At 71.3% G+C, this 23,564-nt stretch carries 14 protein-coding genes and 2 pseudogenes; 9 read left to right on the forward strand and 7 right to left on the reverse strand.

Annotated elements, in window-relative coordinates; translation table 11 throughout:
* Positions 1–72 precede the first annotated feature (72 nt).
* Positions 73–421: pseudogene (locus tag OG618_RS38005) on the reverse strand (transposase); the annotation flags it as partial.
* A 241-nt stretch (positions 422–662) separates the two neighbouring features.
* Between OG618_RS38005 and OG618_RS06475 the strand changes: the two are divergent.
* Both OG618_RS06475 and OG618_RS06480 read left to right on the forward strand, forming a co-directional pair.
* Positions 663–4,304, forward strand: a complete 3,642-nt coding sequence (locus OG618_RS06475) for a DUF4132 domain-containing protein (protein WP_329486252.1) — start codon at positions 663–665, stop codon at positions 4,302–4,304.
* Positions 4,305–4,370: 66 nt separating this feature from the next.
* A pseudogene (locus OG618_RS06480) lies at positions 4,371–4,508 on the forward strand (exodeoxyribonuclease III); the annotation flags it as partial.
* Positions 4,509–4,581: 73 nt separating this feature from the next.
* Here OG618_RS06480 and OG618_RS06485 read toward each other — a convergent pair.
* From OG618_RS06485 to OG618_RS06505, 5 genes are all read right to left on the reverse strand, one after another.
* Positions 4,582–5,589, reverse strand: a complete 1,008-nt coding sequence (locus OG618_RS06485) for an ArsR/SmtB family transcription factor (RefSeq protein WP_329486253.1) — start codon at positions 5,587–5,589, stop codon at positions 4,582–4,584.
* 57 nt (positions 5,590–5,646) lie between these two features.
* Positions 5,647–6,591, reverse strand: a complete 945-nt coding sequence (locus tag OG618_RS06490; RefSeq protein WP_329486254.1) for a chlorinating enzyme — start codon at positions 6,589–6,591, stop codon at positions 5,647–5,649.
* A 20-nt stretch (positions 6,592–6,611) separates the two neighbouring features.
* Positions 6,612–6,881 (reverse strand): hypothetical protein, encoded by a 270-nt coding sequence (locus OG618_RS06495; RefSeq protein WP_329486255.1) that lies wholly within the window; start codon positions 6,879–6,881, stop codon positions 6,612–6,614.
* A 68-nt stretch (positions 6,882–6,949) separates the two neighbouring features.
* On the reverse strand, positions 6,950–8,875 hold the full coding sequence (locus tag OG618_RS06500; protein WP_329486256.1) for a B12-binding domain-containing radical SAM protein: 1,926 nt from the start codon (positions 8,873–8,875) through the stop codon (positions 6,950–6,952).
* A 98-nt stretch (positions 8,876–8,973) separates the two neighbouring features.
* The gene (locus tag OG618_RS06505; protein WP_329486257.1) at positions 8,974–9,483 is read right to left on the reverse strand and encodes a phosphopantetheine-binding protein; all 510 of its coding nucleotides are present in this window, start codon (positions 9,481–9,483) and stop codon (positions 8,974–8,976) included.
* 454 nt (positions 9,484–9,937) lie between these two features.
* Here OG618_RS06505 and OG618_RS06510 point away from each other — a divergent pair, with 454 nt between their 5' ends.
* Entirely contained in the window at positions 9,938–11,173 is a 1,236-nt protein-coding gene (locus OG618_RS06510; RefSeq protein WP_329486258.1) for an MFS transporter, read from the forward strand.
* A 153-nt stretch (positions 11,174–11,326) separates the two neighbouring features.
* Here OG618_RS06510 and OG618_RS06515 read toward each other — a convergent pair whose 3' ends face one another.
* On the reverse strand, positions 11,327–12,232 hold the full coding sequence (locus OG618_RS06515) for a phytanoyl-CoA dioxygenase family protein (RefSeq protein WP_329486259.1): 906 nt from the start codon (positions 12,230–12,232) through the stop codon (positions 11,327–11,329).
* A 752-nt stretch (positions 12,233–12,984) separates the two neighbouring features.
* Between OG618_RS06515 and OG618_RS06520 the strand changes: the two genes are divergently transcribed.
* The 6 genes from OG618_RS06520 (at position 12,985) to OG618_RS06545 (ending at position 23,482) form a co-directional block, all read left to right on the forward strand.
* The gene (locus tag OG618_RS06520; protein ID WP_329486260.1) at positions 12,985–16,161 is read left to right on the forward strand and encodes a non-ribosomal peptide synthetase; all 3,177 of its coding nucleotides are present in this window, start codon (positions 12,985–12,987) and stop codon (positions 16,159–16,161) included.
* A gap of 299 nt (positions 16,162–16,460) precedes the next feature.
* On the forward strand, positions 16,461–17,624 hold the full coding sequence (locus OG618_RS06525) for a cytochrome P450 (protein ID WP_329486261.1): 1,164 nt from the start codon (positions 16,461–16,463) through the stop codon (positions 17,622–17,624).
* A 108-nt stretch (positions 17,625–17,732) separates the two neighbouring features.
* Positions 17,733–18,953, forward strand: a complete 1,221-nt coding sequence (locus OG618_RS06530; protein WP_329486262.1) for an ATP-grasp domain-containing protein — start codon at positions 17,733–17,735, stop codon at positions 18,951–18,953.
* A 137-nt stretch (positions 18,954–19,090) separates the two neighbouring features.
* Entirely contained in the window at positions 19,091–20,362 is a 1,272-nt protein-coding gene (locus OG618_RS06535; RefSeq protein WP_329486263.1) for an LLM class flavin-dependent oxidoreductase, read from the forward strand.
* Positions 20,355–22,094 carry an alpha/beta fold hydrolase gene (locus OG618_RS06540; protein ID WP_329486264.1) on the forward strand — a complete coding sequence of 580 codons (1,740 nt, stop codon included), beginning with the start codon at positions 20,355–20,357 and terminating at the stop codon, positions 22,092–22,094. The genes OG618_RS06535 and OG618_RS06540 overlap by 8 nt, the downstream gene beginning before the upstream one ends.
* Entirely contained in the window at positions 22,091–23,482 is a 1,392-nt protein-coding gene (locus OG618_RS06545; protein ID WP_329486265.1) for an amino acid adenylation domain-containing protein, read from the forward strand. The genes OG618_RS06540 and OG618_RS06545 overlap by 4 nt, the downstream gene beginning before the upstream one ends.
* Positions 23,483–23,564: the final 82 nt, after the last annotated feature.

Consider the following 23,564-nt stretch of genomic DNA (forward strand, 5'->3'; position numbering starts at 1 on the left):
GGCGGCCTCGGCCGGGGGCAGGGGGACTTGCGCTGCGACGCGTCTGGTCCCACCTGGTGCTGCCGGTGACGGTCATGCGGAGGGCGGTACTTCGTCGCGGGTGTGTTCGGCGGGGTAGATCTGGCCCACGCCGCCCTCGGGCAGGTAGCGGCGGGGGAAGGCGATCCATTCGTCGTGCATCTCGAACAGCACGGCGGTGACCAGGCGCAGGAGCGCGTCGTCGTCGGGGAAGACCGGAACGACGTCGGTGCGGCGCTTGGTCTCGCGGTTGATCCGCTCCGGCGGGTTGCAGGGAGCGCAGGAACTCGGCCCGGAACACCTCGGTCTCGCTGTCGCCCACCACCAGCCCCAGCACCTCCCGGCCGCCGTCCTCGGTGGTGCCGGAACCGACGACCACGGCCCGGGAGACGATCTGGTGGTTCGCCCCTCCACCTGAGCCACACCTGGGTCGTGCGGGAGGACAACGCCGAGACCTGGCTCCAGTCACTGATCGACGACGGCCGACACGTCCAGGACGTGTTTACGCTCACTGAGGCACGGGGCGTCGGCGCACGGTGGCTTCGGCGGGGAGGTGAGTGCGGGGGCGGTCGGCCGGGGACTTGTCGGTGGGGCTCGCTAACGTTCGTCTCCTGATCATCAGTTTCGAGGAGAGGGGCGGCGCTGTGCGGCGCTGGGAATTCGTCGAGGGCGGCTCGGACAAGTTCTGGGAGGCCGCGGTCGACGGTGCGGCGGTGACCGTGCGGCACGGGCGGTCCGGTACGAACGGACGGGAGCAGGTCAAGGCGTTCCCGACCGTGAACGAGGCGCAGGCGCACTTCGCCAAGGCGGTCGCCGCGAAGGAGCGCAAGGGCTACCGCGAGATCGGTGCGGGGGCGGGTACGGAGCCCGGTGCGGCAGCGATTCCGGTGCCCGTGGCGGGGCCTGCCGTGTCGCCCACGGCCGAGGCCCCCGGTCCCGAGGACGAGGACGTCTTCGTCATGCCGGACGCCTGGCGTCGGGCCCTGGTCCCGCGCCGGGGCGGCATTCCCCGGAAGCCGTCCGCGCAGGGGAAGGACCCGGTGACCTCGTACCGCGACGGGCTGCGCCAGATGGGGGACTGGCTGGAGCAGACGCTCACCTCGGAGCGCAGTGACCCGGAGCTGGTCGCGGCCGCCCGCGCCCACCAGTCCGGCTGCCGGGACCCGCTCGGTGCGGCGGTGCTCGCCTCCGTGTTCTCGTACCGCAGCAACAACGGGGTCCGTGTGGCCGTGGACGCCTGGGTGGCGGAGTTCGGCCTTCCGTTCGCGGCCAGGGCCACCGCCGAGCTGTTCACGACGGCCGTCGAGACCGACTGGATCCACCAGCGGTCCGTCCACCCCCGTGTCCGGCGCGGGTCCGACCAGAGGCAGGGCGCGTACCGCCCCGCCGCGGACCGGGTCCGGTCGCTGTTGGCAGCCTGCGACGAGGAAACCCACCGCGCGGCGGTGGAGGCCCTGGCGGACTGCCGCAACAGCCTGACCCGCCTGGTGGTGGCGGCGTACCTGGTGCCGTCCGAGACCGCCTGGGTCGACGACTGCGTCGCGTCGGGCTCCCGGCTGGCCGTCGTCGAGTGGTCGATGCTGCTGTGCTCGCTCTCCTCGGCGGAACCGCTGGAGAAGCTCCCCCCGCTGCCGAGCCTGGGCTACGACGGGTGGTCCACCGAGATCATCGCGACCGTGGCGGAGGGCCTCGGCGGCGACCTGGCACCGGTGATGCTGCACGACCTGACCACCAGCTACCACCACAAGGACGGCAGGAAGCGGATCCTGGACGCGCTCGCCGAGCTCCCCTCCGACGAGGGTTTCCGGGGGTTGCTGGCCCAGCAGGACGGCATCAAGTCAACCCGCGCTGCCCTCCTGGCGGGTCTGCGCCGCTTCCCCCGGCGTGCGGTGCGCCTGCTCGCCGAGGCCGCGGTGGCCTCCGTCGACCCGGCCGTGCAGCAGCTCGCCCGGCAGCTCCTCACCGGCCACGTCGCCGTCCACCGCACGACCGCGCTCGAACTGCTGCCGGAGCTGACGCCGGAGCAGGCGGCCTTGGTCGAGCCGCTCACCGACCTTGGCGGGCGGGTGGCGGAGGTCGGCCCCGACTCGTTGCCGGAGCTCTTCACCAGCCCGCCGTGGACTCGGCCGCGCTCCGCCGGCAAGCCCCGCGTGCTGACCGGCCTCGCCGTGCCGCAGGAATCGCAGATGCGCTGGCTGCCCGGTGAGCGCGAGGCGTGGGCGGCGAACTCCGAGTCCTGGTACACGAGCTGGTCGGACGAGGACTGGCAGCGGGTCGCGGCCACGATCCGGGCCAGGATCGGGCAGCCCGAGAACGCGCGACTCCACGGCGGACAGCACGCCGAGCTCGCACTGTTCGCCTACGGCGACGAGGAGTTGGCCCGGCCCCTGCTCGCGCGGTGGCGCGCCGGAGAGCGCATCTGGCACTCCGGGGACTCCCTGCGCCGGGTCGCCGCCCGATTCGGGACGGACGCCGTCGAAACGATCCGGGCCGCCGCGGTGGGGAACCCGGCCACGCACGCGCCCCTGCTCCTTCCGTACCTGGACGCCCAGGTGGCCGAGACCATGACGGACTGGCTGGTGCGCCTCAAGTCGGCCGGGAGCACCGCGCGTTCCTGGTTCGTCCGGCACGGCGTGGATGCGGCCCGGCTGCTGGTGCCCGCCGCGCTCGGCAAGGCCGGGGCGGCCCGGCTCGGCGCCGAGCAGGCCCTGCGGGTGGTCGCCGAGGCGCACGGCGCGGCGGCGGTCTGCGCGGTGGCCGCCGAGTTCGGGCCGACGGCGGAGGAGGCCGTGGGCGCGCTGCTGTCGGCCGACTCGCTGGTGACCGCGCTCCCGGCGAAGCTGCCCCCGCCCTGCGACTGGGCGCAGCCGGTGATGCTGCCGCAGCTGCTGCTGCGCGGCGGCGAGGGCGCCCTTCCCGCCGAGGCGGTGCGGCACGTGCTCACCATGCTCGCGCTGTCCGCGCCCGGGGCGTTCTACCCGGGCCTCGACGAGGTGGCCCGGCTGTGCGAGCCGCGGTCGCTGGCGGAGTTCTGCTGGGCGGTGTTCGAGCAGTGGCGGCTGGCCGGCATGCCGGCCCAGGACGGGTGGGCGCTGCACGTGCTCGGCCGCTTCGGTGACGACGAGACGGTCCGCCGGCTGACGCCGGTGCTCCGCGCCTGGCCGGGCGAGGGGGCGCACCACCGGGCGGTGGACGGCCTGGAGGTCCTGGCAGCCATCGGCACCGACGCGGCGCTGCTGCACCTTCACGGCATCGCACAGCGGGTGAAGTTCAAGGCGCTCAAGACCCGGGCCCAGGAGAAGATTTCGGAGGTGGCGGCCGGTCTGGGCCTGACCGGGGAGCAGCTGTCCGACCGTCTGGTGCCTGACTTCGGGCTGGACGCCGACGGGACCACCGTCATCGACTACGGCACCCGGACGTTCACCGTCGGCTTCGACGAGCAGCTCAAGCCGTACGTGCTGGACGCGGCCGGTGCGCGCCGCAAGGACCTGCCGGCCCCGGGGGCGCGGGACGACGCCGAGCTGGCGCCCGCCGGGCGCAAGCGTTTCGCCGTGCTGAAGAAGGACGTCCGCACGGTGGCGGGGGATCAGGTCCGCCGTCTGGAAGAGGCAATGGTCACCCAACGCTCGTGGACGGCGCAGGAGTTCGACCAGCTCTTCGTCGGGCATCCGCTGCTGTGGCACCTGGTGCGCCGCCTGGTGTGGCTGTCCGAGAAGGACGGCACGGTGACGGCATTTCGCGTCACCGAGGACCGCACTCTGACGGACGTCCGGGACGAGGCGTTCGCGCTGCCGGCCACGGCCTCCGTCCGGCTGGCACACCCGCTCCTGCTCGGCGACGGCCTCGCCGACTGGTCGGAGCTGTTCGCCGACCACGACATCCTGCAGCCGTTCCGTCAGCTCGACCGCCCAGTGTACGCACTGACCGACGAGGAGCGGGCCGGCCACCGCCTCACCCGCTTCGAGAACGGTCCGGTGCTGCCCACCACCCGGTTGGTCGGCATGGAACGGCGCGGCTGGCGGCGCGGCGAGCCCCAGGACAACGGCGTCGAGCAGTGGCTCTCCCGCCGGGTCGGGCCCGACCTCTACGCGGTGATCGCCCCGGAGGACGGCATCGCCGTTGGCATGTTCGACTCCTACCCCGAGCAGCGGGTGGAAACGGTGTGGCTCGACAGGCGACCGGGCGACTACTGGACCCACAACCGCACCTTTCCGACCTTCGCCGAGCTCGACCCGGTGATCGCCTCCGAGGTGATCGCCGACCTCACCGAGCTGACCACGCTGTGACCCCTCGCCACCTCACCGACGCCCCCCGAACGGGTGGACCTTGGACGGAAGGGCGTCGTCCGCCGGCGGATCGACCTCATCGTGACGACCCCGGGCCTGGCGGAGAAGTGCGTCGAGGCCCGCGTCGAACGAGCGGCCACCCACGCCGAGCGGTGGAGCGACCACGCACCCGTCACCGCGGCGTTCGACTTCGGCGACGACTGACCCGCGGAGACGGACGGCTGGCGGGTCCGCGTACCCGCCGGCCCGGCGCCGGCGCCGTGACCGCGCGGCCTCCTCAGCGGCCCGCCTCCGCGGCCGCCGGGCCGACCGGCCCGGCCCCGCCGTCGGCCGTGACGAGACGGGCGAGCTCGTCGCCGACCGGCGTGAGCTCGTAGTACACCGCGCGACCGCTCCGCCGGGTGGTCACGACCCCGGCCTCGCGCAGCGCCGCCAGGTGGGCGGAGACCGTACCGAGCGAGACACCGAGCACGACCGCCAGTTGGGACGGGGTCGCCGACATCCGCAACTCGGCGACGACACTGGCCCGGCCTCGACCGAGCAGCCGGGCCACCCCGCCGTCTCCCCGCGAGTCCGCGGCCAGGGCGCCCTTGGCCGGGTACACGAACGCGATCCGCGAGGGCGACTCACAGGTCCACTGGCCGGACAGCCCGGTGTGCGGGACGAAGACGAGGCCGTCGCTCCCGATGTGGCGGTCGGCGTAGTTCTGCGTGGAGAACTGGATCGCGTCGTGACCGACCCACTGGACGCCGGGCGCCATGCCCTCCAGCGCGTGCCGCCACCCGCTGACCGCGATCACGCCCGCCCGGTGGCGGATGTCGCGTTCCATGACGGCCCGGCGCCGCTGCCAGTCCGGCTCCACGAACTGCGCCCAGAGGTCGGTGAAGACGTCGGCGGTGCGGCGGGTGATCCCGTCGACCTCGGCCCAGGTGATCCCGTCGCTGGTCCAGGCGAACCGCTGCGCCTCGGCGAGCATGGCGCGTGCCGCCGGGTCGTCGATCGCGCGCATGGCCGCCAGTTCGTCGGCCAGGCTGCCGGTGAGCCCCCCGGGCGGTGGAATGGCCACGAAGTCGGGCAGGTACTTGGTGGCCGTCACCAGCCGCAGCAGACCGCCGACGAACGGGCCCGCGGTCAGCCAGCGGCCGAACGCCTCGACGCGGGGGCCCGTGACCCTGCGGTCCCACGCCTGCCGCAGCAGGGTGATCTCGCTGAGCGTCTCGGCGAGCGGGGACACGGCGAACCGGCTCGCCTGCAACGCGTCCGGTCCGAAGCGCAAGAGGGTCACGGCGTGACAGCCTACGACGACCGTCGCGATCAAGGGAATCGCCCGGCCCCGGGCCGCCTACCCGACGCGCCGCCCGCCGTACCGGCCGTCCTTGGCGATCCTGTTGTGGGCGAAGGTGTCCTCGCCGCTCACCAGCACGGCCGCCCACTTCTCCAGGGAGATGGCACCGCCGTACTCCTCGATGTGATCCGTGTCCGGGTAGATCCGCACCTTCGTCGGAACGTACCGACAGGCGAACCCCATCCGGTAGCTGTCCTCGGTGCTGTTCGGCAGCGAGGCGTGCATCAGCGTCGACCAGAAGATGACGCTCTGGCCCTTCTTCATCACCAGGGGGACGGCGTCCTCCTCGCTCGGCCGCCAGTCGGGATCGACCTGGAGCTGGCGGTAGTCGTACCCGAAGAACCCCCGCCTGACACCGTTCTTGACCTCGGTGTTGATGCGCTGCGCGTCGTACTCCATGCGCCGCGTCTCGTCGTAGTTCCGCTCGTGCTGGGTGCCGGGAATGATCTGCAGGCAGCCGTTCTCACGGGTCGAGTCCGTGAAGGCGGTCCACACGGTGAGCGTGCCCGCCCCGAACTCGGTCTCGGACTCTCCGGGCCACAGCAGTTGGGGCTTGCCGCTGGCGTTCGCGAAGGTGTCCGCCTGGTGCCAGTCGGTGCCCTCGTCCCCGGGGTACTTGGGGAAGAACTCGGTGCGCCAGCAGAGCACGTCCGGGCCGAGGATGGACGCCACCCGGTCCACGATCTTCCGGTTCAGCACGTGCCGGGCCAGCACGTCGATGTCGAGGTGGCGGTCGTAGTTGACGATGTTCCCGGCCCCGCTGCCCGCGGCCTCGGGGTACGCGGCCCGCGACCGGTCCAGGGACTCGCGCTGGACCGTCCTCCAGATCCGGTCCATCTCGTCCTCGCCGTAGACGGTCACCGGTCCGAGGAAGCCGCTCCGGTGGAACGACGCCAACTCGTCGGGTGTGAGCGAGAAATCCGTGCGTTCGGAGCTGCTCATGTCCTTCCCCTCCATCGTCTCTACCGCTTCTCCGCCGGCTGCATCTTCGTCACGGCCACGTCGAGCGGCTCGGTGTAGGTCGTCCGGATGTCGAGGGCCACGCCGTATGTCGCGCCGAGGAACCTGTTCAGCTTCGAGAACAACAGCGAGTAGCCGCCGACGTCGAGGAAGTTGTCCGAAGCCGAGATGTTCCCGTCGTTGAGTTCGCCGCGCAGCCAGTCGACGAGCGCCTCCGCGACGTCCGCGGGGTCCGCCGCGCCGGCCTTGCCGTTGTCCGCTGGGGTTTCCATGGACGCTCCGTCCTGTCGCTGCACTCCGTCACCTGCCGGGGATCGACGTCACCTGCCGGGAATCGACATCACCTGCTGGAGATCGACTCGGTCCTGACGCGGCTCAGGGTCGGGAGCACCTCACGGAACCGCAGGACGATGCCCTGGCAGTAGTTCGCGTTGTGCTCCAGACTGCGGCGCGCCATGTAGGGCACCTTCTGCCGGCCCCGGTGGTCGATCCGCACGGTCGTCCCGCCGGTGCCCTCGTCGTTCCCCACCGCCGGTGTCCCGCCGTCCTCGAACACCGCGACCAACTCGGCCAGGCCCTGCGGCAGGCGCACCTGCACCGCGTAGTCGTCCACGGCCTCCGGCTCGACCTCCCGGAATCCGACGGAAGGCAGCCGGAACGGCTCCCGGTAGACGTAGGGCCGGACCAGCAGATCCATCTCGAATGCCGTGCGCGCCACCGGATCGGCCCACCACTCCTGGCCGCTCACGAAATCGAAGAGCAACCGGTCGAACTCGTCGCGGTGCGAACTCAGGATCATGTGGGCGGTGATACCGGTGTTCATGAGGTCATAGTTCGCGAGGTTCTCGATCGACCGGGAGATGAAGTCGCATATCTCGCCGTCGCCCTTCTTGAGGTATTCGGCGAACGAGGCGAAGAGGTCCCCGAAGGACACCACGCCCTGCCGGTCGAGGTACCTGGAGACCAGCAGCAGGCCCCGCATGTTGTACAGGCAGTGAATCGCGTAGTAGAGCCAGAACCCGTCCTCGCACTCACGACGGGAAACCCATTTGGTGGCGACCACCACGTCCGCCTCGGCGATCTCGCTGGGCGCGGACTCCACCTGGAGCCCGAACTCCTCCTGCCGGCCGAACATGGGGGTGTTGTTGAGGAGCAGCTGCGGATAGATGATGAGGGTGTCCGCATCGGACCGGCACAGTTTCGTGACGCCCTCCTTGAACGAGCCGTACGATTCCCCCGGGAGCGGCCAGATCAGCTCGACGTACGAGCTGATTCCCTTCTCGCGCAGCGTCCGCTGCAGACTGGTGTACGTCTCCTGCCGGATGTTCTGGCGCTCGACCATCTTGAGGGCTTCGGGGCTCAGGCTCTGCAGGGAGATCGGCTGGGCGGCCATCAGCCCGCCGCGCACGAAGATCTCCGTGATCTCGGCCATGCGGTCCGGCTTGTTCTTGGCCGCCGCCATGTTCACCATCAACGGGAATCCGGTCAGGTTCTTGCGTTCCACCAGGTACTCGCTCAGTTCGACGTCCCGCGGGGCGAGGCCCCAGTTGGCGTCGGCGATGAAGAGCCCGGCGAACCCGTGGTCGGTGATCCAGTCGAGCTCGGCCTTGATGCGGTCCACCTCGAACTTGTGCACCTTGTCGTTGGTGGCGGCCCCCCAGTAGCAGAAGCTGCAACGGAACGGGCACCCCCGGTTCGTCTCCATGATCGCGAAGCTGAATTCGTGCCCGTCGAAGACGCCGGTGAGGAACGGTGACGGGATCTCGGTCAGGCTCTTGACGCGCGGAGCCGCCTCCGTCGTCACCAGCTCGCCGGCCTCCCAGTACGACAGGCCGGGGACGAGGCTCAGGTCGGCCCGGTCGGCCGCGAGTTGGGTGAGCAGCCCGTGGACCGTCAGCTCTCCCTCGCCGTTGCAGACGTAGACCCGGTCGACGGGTTCGGGCAGGTAACGCAGGGCGTTCTTCATCACCTGGGGACCGCCGAGCAGGAAGTGCGCGTCGGGGCGCTTCGAGATCAGTTCCCGCAGCAGCCACTGCACGAGCTTCGAGTTCCAGATGTAGCACCCGATGGCGTAGACGTCCGCTTCCCGGGAGAGGAGTTCGCCCAGGATGCGCCCACGGTCCATGGCGGCCGGGAACGAGGCGATCTCGAAGCGGTAGGAAGCCCTGAGCTTCGGGTCGTTCTGCGCGTACGCCTGCATGTATCCGGCGGCAAGCGGAAGCATGTTCTCGTAGGTCGGCAGGTCGACAAACACGACCGACTTCATCGTAGGACCTTTCGCTCGGCGTGCCTCGGGGTCGTTCCCTGTCTCCGCGCGGGCGCCCAGGCCGTGGGGCCGAAGGCCCGCCTGCCGCCCGATCCGGGTCAGTCGCGCTCGGCGTGCGACGCCGCGGGGACGTCCGCCGCCCGCTGGTCGACCCAGTGGGCGAGTTCGGAGAGCACCGGGCGCTCGATGAGGTCCCGAAGATTGATCTCGATGAGCCAGGTCCGCCGAATGTGGCCGACGGCCTTGGCCATCAGCAGGGAGTCACCGCCGATGGCGAAGAAGTCGTCCTCGCGACCCACTTCGGATATTCCCAGTACGGTACGCCAGATCTCTGCCAGCCTGGCTTCGGTCGGATTCAAGGTGTCCCTTTTCGCCGGAAGTCTCGCTGTCCACGGGCGGTCCGAGGGAACGCCTTGCCATGACCCTGTGTGGCACCAGGGGAAACCGCCCTGAGCGGTGCGACCTGCCGGAGTGCGGCGGATATGTCCATACCGGACATGAGCCGTGAACCCCCGCAACGCGCGCGTTCTCCTGAGCGGCAGTCGGCCGTGCGACAGCTGGAAACGCACCAATATGTTGCTCCGGTGATCAGAGTCCCCGGTCTTCACTTCGGTGTCAAGAGACGCCCACGGAGCAGAAATTGCCAGTTCTGTACTGGCGTACAAGTCCGGCGGCCGCCGAGATCGATACGGATTCGCCGCGATTCGGTGGTCCGCCGGGATCCGGGGCAGCGGCGGCAGTTCCGCTCACGATTCGTCGCGGACGTGGTTTCGTGGCTGGTGACGGGCCTTTCCGGTGGAGCGCCGGCGCCGCCGCCGACCGGTCCGGAGCAGAACGCGTCCGCGCTCGCGGACGGGCGCCGGCCGGACGACGGCGCATCGGAGGTCATGAGTTCCGGACAGGTCGGCGCCATGGGCCGGGCGGGTCCGGCCGCGCCGCCGGCGCGGCCTTCCCGTCGTCGGCTTCCCCCACCGCGGGGACGCCGGGCGGTTGTTGCGACTGTTGTCGCAAGGATTCACCCGGCCCCCCACCGGGCTCGATATTGTCCGCGTGACAGATACCGTGACATCAGTTCCAACCCCGACGAAACGCCTCCTGAAGGGCCGGTTCGGCTGGTTCTTCGTGGGCCGGACCGTCGACCTGGCCGGCTCGTCCATGACCACCGTCGCGCTCGCCCTCTCCGTGCTCCAGGCATCCGGCAGGGCGGCCGATCTGGGCATCGTCCTGGCCGCCAACATGATCCCCACTCTCGTGCTCCTGCTCCTGGGCGGCGCGGTCGCCGACCGGGTGAGCCGGCGGACCGTGCTCCTCCTGTCCAACCTCTGCACCGCGGCCGTGATGACCACGATGGCCGTCCTGCTGATCACGGATCGCTACCACCTCGTCGCGTTCGTCGGCCTCGCCCTCGTCGGCGGCGTCGTGAACGCGTTCTCGCAGCCCGCGCTCCGCGGCATCGTGCCCGAACTCGTCGAGCGGCAGGACCTCCAGCGCGCCAACGCCCTCCTGGCCAGCAGCCAGAACACCGTGCGCATCATCGGTCCCATGATCGCCAGCGTCCTGGTGGCCACGGTCGGCGGCGGGTGGGCCCTCGCGGCCGATGCGGCCTCCTACCTCCTCGCCGCCGCGGCCTTCACGCGCATCCCGGCAGAGAGCCGGCCGCCCGCGGCGCGCGAGCCGCTCTGGCACGACCTCCTCGACGGCTGGGCCACCTTCCGGTCGATGCGCTGGGTGGTGATCATGACCATCTCGTTCGCCCTGGTCAACGCCGCCAACGTCGGGCCGTGGAACGTGCTGGGGGCGCAGGTGGTGTCGGGGAACGACGGCGCCATGGGCTGGGGCACCGTGCAGACCGTACGCGCGATCGGGCTCCTGGTGATGAGTGTCGTGGCCGTCAAGGTGGTCCTGCGCCGGCCGCTGCGTGACGGCGCGGTCTGGGGGACCCTGGCGGGCTTACCACTGCTGGCGGTCGGTCTGACCGGGAACGCGTGGATCGTGTCGGCGGCCGCCTTCGTCGGGGGGCTCGGCCTCACCGTGGCGTCCATCGGCTGGGAGACGACGCTCCAGGCCGCCGTCCCCGCGGAGTCGTTGTCGCGGGTCGCGGCCTACGACGAGTTGCTGTCCTTCGTGGCGATCCCGCTCTCGCAGCTCGCCGTGGGGCCGCTCGCCGCGGCGTACGGGGCGCGCGAGGTCGTACTCGCCTGCGGAGTCGCCTACATCGCCCTGTGCCTGCTGCCGCTGCTGAGCCGGGAAGTCCGCGCCATGCGGGCGGAGGGACAGCCGGCGACGCCGGCCTCGTAGCGCCCCGGACCCACGGGGGCGAGCGGCCCGATCACCCGTCAACCGCCCTCCTGCGCGCGGACATCGACCCGCAGGAGGGCGCCCGGGCGGTCCGGGGAGGATCCGGCGCCGCCGGACACCGCCTCGACCGACTCCTGTGCCACAGAGTCGGGTTCACCGCTTGACGGTGCCTTCGTGGAGCCGTTCGATCATCCGGTGGGTGGCGTCGAGCGGCGTCTCCGGATCGGCGGCCTCGTCGGAGTTCCTGGCGTTGCGGGCCGCGATCTCCTCGCCCCAGCTCTCCATGCCCGCGAACGGGATCGTCTCCTCCGGAACATAGGAGGGATACCGCCGGTAGCTGTTGATTCCGGCGACGGGCTCGCCCCGCACCAGGAGCGGATTCAGATAGAGGCCGTCGCTGGTGATCCTGGTGGTCGCCGGAATGTATCCGATGTCCAGCCCGCAGCGGCGGCGCGGCGAGGTGTTCGGCCCCGAGCAGTGCAGGATGTTCGGGTGGTGGATCTCGACGTCGCCCGGGTCGAGTTCGATGTCGACGACACCGTTGCGCTCCGACCACTCCCGCACCAGCTCCTCCTCGGAGACCGAGAACAGCATGTTCGGCGAGTCGACCGAGCGGACCGGCGCGTGGAGCGGCATGCGATGGCTGCCGGGGATGACCCGCAGACAGCCGTTCTCGGTGGTGCACCGGTCGACGGCCAGCCAGACGGTGAGTGCGCGCATCGGGTCGAGGTTCCAGTAGGAACCGTCCTGGTGCCAGAGCACCGGCTGGCCGTCCTGGGGGGGCTTGCAGATGTAGTGCGCCGTGAAGCACGCGACGTCCGGGCCGAGGAAGAATTCGGCGATATCCACCAGCCGGGGGTCGGAGACGAGTCTCACCCAGAATGCGTCATTGCGTATCAGCGGATGGTGGAGATGTTCCGGGCGGAGGTCCGGATAGCGATCGGTGAGCCAGCCGACATGGGCCCTGATCTCCTCCAGTAAATCCTTCGGAATGACGTCGCGGATAATGCTGAAGCCCTGCTCCTCGTACTCCGCGCGGACGCTCTCTGGGACGTTCAATGCGACCCCCTAATCGCGACTTCCGTGGCCGCGCCAGTCTCGCACCAAGCCAGGGCGTGTACAAGCTCCCGACGGGTCCGGGCTGCCGGCAGAGCGCTTCCGGGCTTTCGCTTCGGGGTGACGCCACGGCACGGCCGGGGCATTCGCCGGGCCCGGCGATGAGGTTGTCGATCAACGTCGGGCCGATTATGGATCTTCTTGGGCCGGGGGGCCGGTGACTACGGCGGGAGTTCGGGTGGTCCCGCCGGCGGGGCCACCCGGCCCGTTCGCCGGGCCATCCACGCGCGCTCCGTCAATTTGTCATGGTGCGAGGCCAGTTGGGCGGGAGTGTGACCGCGGCCGCGGGACGGTCATCGCGGCGGGATCGTGCCTGGTGACCGTAGCAGTGGGGGGCGTATCACCATGTGTTGGCGGGTCCGAGGGGGGGATGTGAGAACGGATGCCGGTCGACAACGAATCTCGGCCAGTATGAGGCCGGACAAGTCCCGTTCGCCTTCGCCCTTTCGTGTTCCTGACCGGCCAGCACGGCGGGGAGCGCGTGGCGGGCGTGACTGCGGTGACAGCCCGGAACTCGAGCAAAGCCGCTGGCACCAGGCTGGTGGAGTGTTCCGTGTGTTCTCCTGACCGGAATCATTCGTCGACCACTCGAACCGATCGTCGTCGTGTGCGACTCTCCAACGGTGGGCGATCCGCCCGGTGGGGACACGGGGAACCGCTGACGGTGTCCGAGAACGCACCGAAGAGGAGCAGTATTGAACGACATCGCGCCGTTGGCCGAGCCGGAGCAGTCAGGACCCCTGCGACGGCCGGATCCGCTGCCGGTCTCCTCCGGCCAGTTCCGCCTCTGGTTCCTCGACCGGGTGCACGGCACCACGTCGACCCACCAGATCCCGCTCGTCCTGCGGCTCCACGGCGCACTGGACCGGGCCGCGCTCGAAGCGGCACTGACCGACGTCGTCCTGCGTCACGAGAGCCTGCGCACCGTGATCGTGCCCGTGGCGGGGGTGCCGGTCCAACGCGTGCTTCCGGACGCCCGCCCGGTTCTCGACACCCGCACCGTCGCACCCTCCGCCCTGGAGCGGGAGGTCGCCGCCGCCGCGGCGCACACCTTCGACCTCGCGACGGAGATACCCGTCCGCGCCGGCCTGTTCCGGATCGCCGCGGACGACCACGTCCTGGTGCTGTCACTGCACCGCACGGCCTGCGACGGCGGGTCGATGGCCCCGCTCGGCCGCGATCTCACCCTGGCGTACGAGGCACGGTGCCGGGGCACCGCCCCCGACTGGGCGAAGCCGCCCGTGCAGTACGCCGACCACGTGCTGCGGCAACTGCGGCGCCTCGGTGACGCGTCGGATCCGCACAGCCTCGCGGCGCGGCAACTGGCCTTCTGGCGGGAGACGTTGTCAGGGCTGGGCGGCGAGATCGGGCTGCCGTTCGACCGCCCGCGTCCGGCGACGCCGAGTCGCGGCGAGGGCTCGGTGCGCTTCGAGGTCTCCCCCGAGGAGCACGCACGGCTGGTCGAGCTGTCGCACCGTACCGGGACGACGATGTTCATGATCGTCCAGGCCGCGCTGGCCGTGCTCCTCAGCCGGCTCACCGGCGACGTGGACGTGCCGATCGGCACGCTCACCCCGGGGCGCTCCGACGAGGCGTCGGAAGACGTCGTCGGACTCGTGGCGAACACGGTCGTGCTGCGCACCGGTCTCGCGGGAAACCCCACCTTCGCGGAGCTGCTCGACCGGGTTCGCGAGGTCGACCTGGCCGCCTTCGCGCACCAGGACGTGCCGTTCGAGCACGTCGTGCGGGCCGTCGATCCGGCACGGGTCCGGGGCCGGAACCCGCTGTGCCAGGTCCTCGTGACCGCCGGAGCCCGCGCGGTCGAATGGCGGCCGGCCGGGCTGCGCACGACCGCGGACGTGCCCGACCTCGGAGCGCCCGGGTTCGGAGCGTCCGGGTTCGACCTGCACCTGAACGTCGACGCGCGCCACGGGCCGGACGGGACGGCGGCAGGCCTCGTCTGCGACCTGCGGTTCGACACCGACCTGTTCGACCGCGCGAGCGCCCGGACGATCGCGGCCCGGCTGGTCCGCGTGCTCACGGCCATGGCGGCCGACGCCGACCGGACCATCGGCGCCGTCACCATCCTCTCCGCGACCGAGCTCTCGAACGTCCTCACCGCCTGGAACGACACGGCGAGGGACGTGGCGCAGAGCGCGCTGCCCGAACTGCTGGAGGTGCGGGCCGCCGCGACCCCGGACGCGGTGGCGGTGCGGTGCGGGGATTCGGCACTGACCTACGGCGAGCTGAACGCGCGGGCGAACCGGGTCGCCCGTCACCTGGCCGGCCGCGGCATCGGGCCGGAGTCGGTCGTCGCGTTGTCGATGGCCCGGTCCGTGGACCTGATCGTCGCGGTGTGGGGCACGCTGAAGGCCGGCGCGGCCTACTGTCCCGTCGATCCGGAGTACCCGCCGGAGCGGGTGGCGTTCATGCTCAAGGACAGCGATCCCCAACTCGTGCTGACCGGACCGGTCGACGAGCAGGGCATGGCGGACGGCAACCTGACGGACGCGGACCGGGTCACGCCGTTGCTGCCGGCCCACCCCTGCTACATGATCTACACCTCGGGGTCGACCGGGCTGCCGAAGGCGGTGGTGATGCCCGGCTCCGCCCTGGTGAACCTCATCAGGTGGTACGAGCGGGTGTCCGCGACGTCGGACGGCGCGGCCACCCACCGGGTCGCCAACTTCTCGTCGATCAGCTTCGACGTGGCGCTGGTGGAGATCCTGATCGCCACGGTGCGCGGCGGCTGCGTCGAGCTCCCGGACGAGGAGACCCGCCGGGACCTCGACAAGCTGGTGACGTGGCTGGAGAAGAGCGAGGTCGACGAGGTCTTCGTGCCCAACCTCGTCCTCGCCGCGATCGTCGACATCAGTCAGGCCGCCGGGACCGAACTGCCCCGGTTGCGGCACGTGATCCAGGGCGGTGAGAGCCTGGCGCTGACCCCCGAACTGGCGGCGTTCCACCGCGCCGTGCCGGACCGCCGGCTGGCCAACTACTACGGCCCCACCGAAACCCATGTGGCCACCTCGTTCGCCCTGCCCGCCGATCCCGGCGACTGGCCGGAGGAGGCGCCGATCGGCCGACCGGTCGACAACATGCGGACCTACGTCCTCGACCGGTGGCTCCAGCCGGTACCGCCGGGCGTCGCCGGCGAGTTGTACATCGCGGGGGTGCAGCTGGCCCGCGGGTACCTCAACCGGCCCGGCCTCACCGCCGACCGGTACGTCGCCGATCCCTTCGGCCCGCCGGGCAGCCGGATGTACCGGACCGGAGACGTGGTGCGCTGGCGCGCCGACGGGCAGCTCGTGTTCATGGGCCGGGTGGACGACCAGCTGAAGGTCCGGGGCTTCCGCATCGAGCTCGGCGAGATCGAGGCCGTGCTGCGCGGTCACGATGAGGTGGTCCAGGTCGCCGTGCTCGCGGTCAACAAGCACACCCCGGCCACCCGCCTGGTCGCCTACGTCGTGCCCGCGACCGAGGCGCTGACGCCGACCGCCCTGCGCCGACACGCGGCCGAGTCGCTGCCGCTCCACATGGTGCCCACCGGATTCCGGATGGTCGAGGCCCTGCCGTTGACTCCCAACGGGAAGCTCGACCGGAAGGCGCTGCCGGCGCTGACCGAGGAGTCCGCCGGCCGGCCGCCGGCCGAAGGGGTGGAGCAGACCGTCTGCGACGTGTTCGCCGAGGTGCTGGGAGTGCCGGTGGCCGACGTCCACCAGAACTTCTTCGCACGGGGCGGCCATTCACTCGGCATGGTACGGGTCGCGCACGACATTCACGGGCGGCTCGGTGTCGACCTGCCGCTCCGTGACGTGTTCGAGCACCCGACGCCTGCCGGACTTGTGCAACTGCTCGCCGAACGGGGGTGACGTCCATGTCCTACAACCACTGAGACACCGCGGCGCTCGGTGCGGACCTGCCACGCGGGGCCGCGTCCGAGCACCCGACACCTGCCCGGCTCGTGCCACTGCTCGCGGAACGGGGGTGACGTCCATGTCCTACAACCACTGAGACACGGCGGAGGACCGGTGAGCTACGCCCGGTCCCCGGGTCGAGTGATCCCGCAGTGAGAACAAGGAATTCGTGAAAGACACCGGACGCACGCCGCCCCGCGTCGAACGCGCGGCGGCGTGCGTTCTCCACCCCGATGACACGAAGGCGGAGCCTGGTGACCCCCACCCCGACCTACGATCCGCTGTCCCCGGCCATGCTCAGGGATCCCTATCCGACCTACACCAGGATGCTTGAGGAGCAGCCCGTCCACTGGCATGCCGGCATGCGCGCGTGGGTGGTCGTCCGGCACGCGGACTGCGTGCGCGTGCTCCGCGAGCACGCGACCTTCGCGCGGGACCCCAGCCGGGTCGGGGAGAAGATCCCGGACTTCCGCCAGAACGTGCAGATGATGGACCCGCCGGAGCAGAACCCGCTGCGCCAGCTCCTGGTGAGCGCGATGCGCTCGCAGGACAAGGACCGGCTGTTCCGCGAGGCGGTCGACTTCGTGCGCGGGCGACTGGCCGCCCAGCGGCCGGGCGAGCCGTTCGACCTGATGGCGGACGTGTCCGCGCCCTTCGCCCTGCACATCTCCGCGGCCCTGCTCGGCGTCCCCGAACCCGACGACGCGGACTACGCGGAGATCTCGCACGGCATCGCGCTCCGGATGGATTCGGGCCTCGCGCCGGAGAACATCCCGCAGGGAGATGCCGCGCGCAAGCGCCTGAACGACCTCGGCGAGAGCTGGTTCCCGCGCCCCGAGGGCGACAACGGCCTGATCGCGAACCTCATCCGGCGGGCGGACAAGGAGTTCTCCGGCAGCCACTACATCCGGAACTCGGCCGCCATGATGTTCAACGCCAGCTACGGGACGATCTTCGCCATGGTCGGCAACGCGGCATACCTGCTGGCGACCGTGCCCGACCTGCTGCCGGAGCTGTCCCGCCCGTCCCGCTCGGCGACCGGCGTCGACGAGCTGATCCGGTACGACGGGCCGGCGCAGGGAACCAGCAGGATCGCGGTCGCGGACACCCTGATCGAGGGCACCCGCATCGCGGCGGGCGACAACGTGGTGACGCTGCTCGCCGCCGCCAACCGCGACCCCCGGGTCTTCGCCGACCCGCAGGACATCAACCTGGACCGCCGGCCGAACCCGCACCTGGGCTTCGGCTCGGGGCCGCACGCCTGCTTCGGCTCCGAGTTCGGCAAGCTGAGCGTCACCGCGGTGATCAACGCGCTGAGCGACGAGGGCGTACGGCTGCGCCTCGCGGCGGAGCCCACCCGCCGCACCACCGCCACCGTGCGGAGCCTGGACACCCTTCCGGTGTATCTCGACCGCTGAGCGGGGCAGCGCGGCGCGGCGCCGAACAGCGCAGAGCAGTCCCGGGCAAGAGCAGCGCGGACCAGAGCTGAGCAGACACATCCGTCGAACCGAGGGATCTGGTACAAGGTGAACGTCGTTCTTCTAGGTGCGGAACAAGAAGCGATCGAGGAGCTGGCCCGCCTCGGCCACACCGTCACGGTGTTGTACGTGGCGCACGACCGCGTGGTGATGGAGGCCTGCCAGGGCCTGATCACGCACCGCGCGTTCCTCCCCTCCTTCGACCGGCCGGAACTCGCCTGGGCCGCCCTGATCCACCTCGGTGTCGCCGACCAGGTCGACGTCGTCGTCTCGGGGCACGAGTTCGCGGTGACCACCGCCGCCATCCTCAACGACATCCTCGGGTGCCGGAAGCCGATGGACGCCCGGGTGGCGCTCGCCGGTCGCGACAAGCCGCTGCAGAAGACCCTCTGGCAGCGGCACGGCGTACCGACGGCGCGGTTCGTGGTGTTCCCCGAGCGGCCGACCTCGGTCGCCGGGTTCCGCGACGCGCTCGGGGACCTCGCTCCCCCCTACATCGTCAAGCCGACGGCCGACGGCGGCGCCCATCTCGTCTTCCGGGCGGAAACCGCCGAGGAGTTGTTCGACCGGCTGACCGCCACGCCGGAACTCGACGCCTTCATGGTGGAGGAGTGGCAGTCGGGGGACGAGTGGCACTTCGACGGCGTCGTCGTCGACGGCCGGATCGAGACCTTCATGGTGTCGCGCGACGTGAACCCGTGCATCGAGGCGAAGAACGGGAACCCGTTCCGTTCGATCGCGCTCCCGCCCAAGGCGTACCCGGAACTCTACGAGGAGGCCCGTGCCTTCGCCGAACGCTGCCGGTCGGCGCTCGGCGGCCGCAACACCGTCTTCCACCTCGAAGTGTTCGGTGGCCCGGGCCGGTTCGTCGCCGGTGAGCTCGCCTGGCGCCCGGCCGGCGGCCTGGTCAGCATCAGCGCACAGCACACCGTCGGGGTCAGCCTCTGGGCGGCACACGCCCTCGTCCACATCGACGCGCCCGTGCCGGCGCCCGCCTTCGAACCCACCGGCGTCATGGGCTTCGTGTGCCTGCCGGTCAAGTCCGGTTTCCGCAACGGTGTGACGCAGGAGGACCTGGAGAGCCTGCCCGGGGTGCGTCACGTCCGGATGAAGGCGCCCGTGGGCGAGGTCATGAAGGAGCTCAAGACCACTTCCATCGCCGTCGCCTGGGCCCTCGTCGAGGGGGACGACGTCGATCACTGCGCGAAGCGCATGGACGAGGCCATCCGGCTGGTCACCGAGCTGCACGAGGCGAAGAGCCTGCCGTAGGCCGGCGCCATGACGACCGATCCGCCGACCACCACTGCCCCGACCACCGCTGCCCCGACCACCGCTCGGCCGACCACCGCTCCCACGGCGACCGCTCCGACGACCACCGCTCCGACCAGCCGAAAGTGTCAGGCGCCTTGAGTATTCACCTCAACCTGTTCATGCTGCTGCCCGGGCACCATGACTCCGCGTGGCTGCATCCCGGGTGCGACTCGGCCCGTGTCACCGACATCCACTACTACCTCGAACTCGCCCGACTCGCGGAACGAGGGCTGCTGGACTCCGTGTTCATCGCCGACGCGCTCTGGCACAAGCCGCGCAGCAACTACTGCGGCGGGCTCGAACCGCTCACCGTGTTGAGCGGCCTCGCCCTGGGCACCGAGCACATCGGACTGATCGCGACCGCGTCGACCTCGTACTACGAGCCGTTCCACCTCGCCCGGATGTTCTCCTCGCTCGACCACATCTCGGGCGGCCGCGTCGGCTGGAACATCGTCGTGTCCAACAGCGTCAACGAGGCCAGGAACTTCAACCGGCCGGCGATGCTCCCGCACCAGCAACGGTACGACCGCGCCGACGAGTTCCTGGCCGTCGCCCACCGGCTCTGGGAGTCGTGGGACGAGGACGCCGTGGTCCGCGACCGCGCCAACGGGCACTACACCGACCCGGACCGGATCCACCGGATCGACCACCAGGGGGAGTACTTCGCCGTCCGCGGGCCGCTCAACATCCAGCGCAGCCCCCAGTCCCGCCCGTTCCTGGTCCAGGCCGGCGCGTCGGAGGCGGGCAGGTCGTTCGCCGCCCGGCACGCCGACGCGGTGTTCACCGTGCAGGAGAACGTCCGCGACGGCGCGCGGTTCCGCACCGAGATGCGCCGCCGCGCCGCCGCGAACGGGCGAACGGTGAAGGTGCTGCCGGGGCTGATCCCGATCGTCGGTGCCACGCAGGCCGAGGCGGACGAGAAGAAGCGCGAACTCACCGGCCTGCAGGCCGTCGACTACGCCCTGGAACACATCTCGATGATGCTGAACGTGGACATCACCGACTGCGCCGTCGACGCGCCCTTCCCCGTGGAGCGCCTCCCCCCGGCCGACAGCATCCAGGGCAACCGCACCACCTACGAGCTGATCACCGGGATGGCCCGGCGGCTGGGCACCACCGTCGGCGACATCATCGCGCACCAGGGTTTCGGGCGAGGCCACCTGGTGGTCGCGGGCACCCCGGAGCGGATCGCGGACGTCATCGGGACCTGGGTCGGGGAGGGCGCGGCGGACGGGTTCAACCTCATGCCCGCGGTGTTCCCGGCCGGCCTCGCCGACTTCGTGGACGAGGTGGTGCCGTTGCTGCAGGAACGCGGGCTGTTCCGCACCAAGTACGACGAGACCCTGCTGCGACGCCGCTATGAGTGAGCGGACCGGGCGGGACACCACGGCGGACGTGACCGCCCGGCTGCGGGCACACCTCGGGGCCGCCCTGCCGCCCGAGGCGGTCCCGACGCGGTTCGTGTTCGTCGACACGCTTCCGGTGCTGCCCAACGGGAAGACGGACCGGGCCGCGCTCGAACGGCTGGCCGCCGAGACGGCATCCGCGCCGTCGTCCCCGGAGACCGGGGCGGCGCCCGGCGGCGAACCGGCCGGCGACGAACCGCCCGGCGGCGAACCGGTCGGCGACCTCGACTTCCTGCTGCGGCTGTTCACGGCGGAGCTGGCCCGGGCCGACCTCGATCCCGACGAGGACCTCACCCACCTGGGGGTGACGTCGCTGCTCCTGACGACGGCCTGCGCGGCGTGGACGGACCGCACGGGCAGGCGTGTCGACGGCCACCGGCTGCGCCGGAACCCCACGGTCCGCAACATCCTGGCCTTCTCCGCGCCGACCGGTGCGGACCGGGAGCACGACGAGGTCGTGGTCGAGGACCACCGCTTCGAGGTCCCGGTCGACCACGACGACCCGGCCGGCCCGTCGATCGAGCTGTTCGCCAGGACGGTGGTGCGCCGCGCCGCGGTGGACCGTGACCTGCCGTACCTGCTCTTCCTCCAGGGCGGCCCCGGCGGACAGTGCCCCGATCCGCGCACCAGGATCCCCGCCTGGCTGGACGCCGCCCTGGACCGGTACCGGGTGGTGCTGCTGGACCAGCGCGGCGGCGGCCGCAGCTCGCCGGTGACCGCCGCCACCATCGCGGGCATGACGCCGGCCGAGGCGCTGGAGCGGCTCCGGTGCTACCGCGCGGACGCCGTCGTCCGGGACGCGGAGTTCCTGCGCGAGCGGGTGCTGCGGGTCCCGGCCTGGACGCTGTTCGGGGAGAGCTACGGCGGCTCCATCGCCCTGACCTACCTCTCCCACTCCCCGGAGTGCGTCGACCGGGTGTTCATCTCCAGCGGGCTCCTGGGCCCGGTCAGCACGGCCGAGGACCTGCTGCGAGACACCTTGGTGATGAGCAGGAGGAAGAACGCCGAGTACTACCGGCGGTATCCCGGGGACGCGGGGCTCGTCGACCGGATCGTCGACCACCTCGGCGACCACGAGGTGCTGCTGCCGACGGGAGAGCGGCTGTCGCCCGAGCGGTTCCGGTTCCTCGGTCTGAAGTTCGGCTTCGCCGGCGGGATGGCCGCGGTCCACGACCTCCTCCAGGGCGCCTGGGACGGCGACCACCTCACCGAGGACTTCCTGGCCGCGGTGGCGGCGGCGACGTACCTGGTCGACTCCCCGCTCTTCTACCTGCAGGAGTACACCTACGGGCACCCCGGACGCGCCACCGGGTGGGCCGCCGACCGGCTCTACGCGGACGAGCCGGCGTTCGCCGCCGGGGCCCGCCCGTTCCACTTCTACGGCGAAGTGTTCTTCCCGTGGATGTTCCGTCAGTTCGCCGCACTGGCGCCGTTCGCCGAGGTGGCCGACGAACTCGCCCGGTACACCGGATGGACCAGCCTCTACGACCTCGACCAGTTGGGGAGGAACACCGTGCCCGTCTACGCCGTGGCAGCCGCGGACGACCTGTACTTCCCGGGGACGCAACAGGTCCGCACCGCGCGGCGGATCGGCTCCTGCTGGCTGATGCTCTCCTCGGACTACAGCCACGAGGGGCTGATGAACGACCGCGAAGGCGTGTCCCGGCTGCTCGCGTTCGGATCGGCACGGTGACGCCCGCCCTGTTCGGCCAGGTCAGGGCGGTGGCGCTGGACCATCCGACGAGGCCCGCCGTGTCCGACCGGACGACCACGCTCACCTTCGCGGAACTGGCGCTGGCGGCCGAGGCCCTGGGACGGCGGCTCGTCGCCCGGGGGGCCGGGCCGGGCGACCGGGTCGGCGTCATGGTCGAGCGGGGCGTCGACCTGGTGGTGGCCCTGCTCGGCGTGTCCGCCGCCGGGGCCGCCTACGTCCCCCTCGATCCGGGCTATCCGGTCGAGCGCCGGCGGACCGTCGTCGAGGACGCCGACCTCGCGCTCCTCGTCACGGACGGCGGGGGGCGGGAGTTCGACGTCCGCGCGGTGGAGGTCACGCCGCGCCGGGCCGAACCGGGCCTCGCCGAGATCGTGCTGCCCTCGCCCTCCCCCCAGGACCCCGCCTACGTCATCCACACGTCCGGGTCCACCGGTCGGCCCAAGGGCGTCGTGGTCACCCACGCCAACGTGGCCGCGCTGTTCGACGCGCTCGACACGGCCTACGGCAGCCCGTTCGACGACACGTTCCTCGCCGTGACGAGTGTCGCGTTCGACATCGCGGTCATGGAGCTGCTCTGGCCGCTCACCCGCGGCGGAGCCACCATCGTGAGCCCGGCCAGGATGGTGGACCGGCTCGACTCGCCCGGTGACGACGGTCTGCCGAGCCTGGTGCGGCGCTTTCGGCCGACGCTGTTCCAGGCGACCCCCTCGCTCCTTTCGGCGATCGCGTCGTCCGAGGAGGCCCTGCTGTCCCTGCGGCACCTGCGCGCGCTCCACGTCGGCGGTGAGGTGCTCCCGGTGGGACTCGCCCAGCGCCTGGTGACCGCCCTCCCGGGCGTCCGGGTCCACAACATGTACGGCCCGACGGAGGCGACGGTCTGGGCCACCACGCACGAGGTGACACCGGAGGAGGCCCGGTCCACCGCGATCCCGATCGGGCGGCCCCTGCGCCACGCGTCCGTCCGGGTCGTCGGCGACGACGGCTCCGCGGTGGCACCGGGCGAGGTCGGCGAACTGTGGGTCGGCGGTCCCTGCGTCGCCGCGGGCTACTTCCGCCTGCCGGAGCAGACCGGGGAGCGGTTCGTCGAGGAGGCCGGTGCCGTGCCGCGGCGGTGGTACCGGACCGGCGACAGGGCGCGGACCCGACCGGACGGCGCGCTCGAATTCGTCGGCCGGTTCGACCGGCAGGTCAAGATCTCGGGCGTCCGGATCGAACTCGACGAGATCGAGTCGGTGCTGTCCGCCGCACCGGACGTACGGGCGGCCGCCGTCGTCGCGAAGCAAGGAGCGGACGGGAGGCACCGGCTCGTCGCCTACGTCCTGACCCACGCCGAGCCGGTCACGCCGGGCGGGTCCGCCGACGGGTAGCGGTCCGTCCCGCGGCGACCGCGGAGCGGCGCCGCCCGGCGGTGCTTCGGGCGGCGCCGTCCCGAAGGGCGCCGGTCACGGC

Source organism: Kitasatospora sp. NBC_01246, from assembly GCF_036226505.1.
In the GTDB taxonomy this organism is placed as follows: Bacteria; Actinomycetota; Actinomycetes; order Streptomycetales; family Streptomycetaceae; genus Kitasatospora.

Excerpts from the sequence above, each read along its gene's own strand:
- OG618_RS06490 (WP_329486254.1), bottom strand. The coding sequence starts at position 6,591 with ATGAGCAGCTCCGAACGCACGGATTTCTCGCTCACACCCGACGAGTTG.
- OG618_RS06495 (WP_329486255.1), bottom strand. The coding sequence starts at position 6,881 with ATGGAAACCCCAGCGGACAACGGCAAGGCCGGCGCGGCGGACCCCGCG.
- OG618_RS06500 (WP_329486256.1), bottom strand. The coding sequence starts at position 8,875 with ATGAAGTCGGTCGTGTTTGTCGACCTGCCGACCTACGAGAACATGCTT.
- OG618_RS06540 (WP_329486264.1), top strand. The coding sequence starts at position 20,355 with ATGAGTGAGCGGACCGGGCGGGACACCACGGCGGACGTGACCGCCCGG.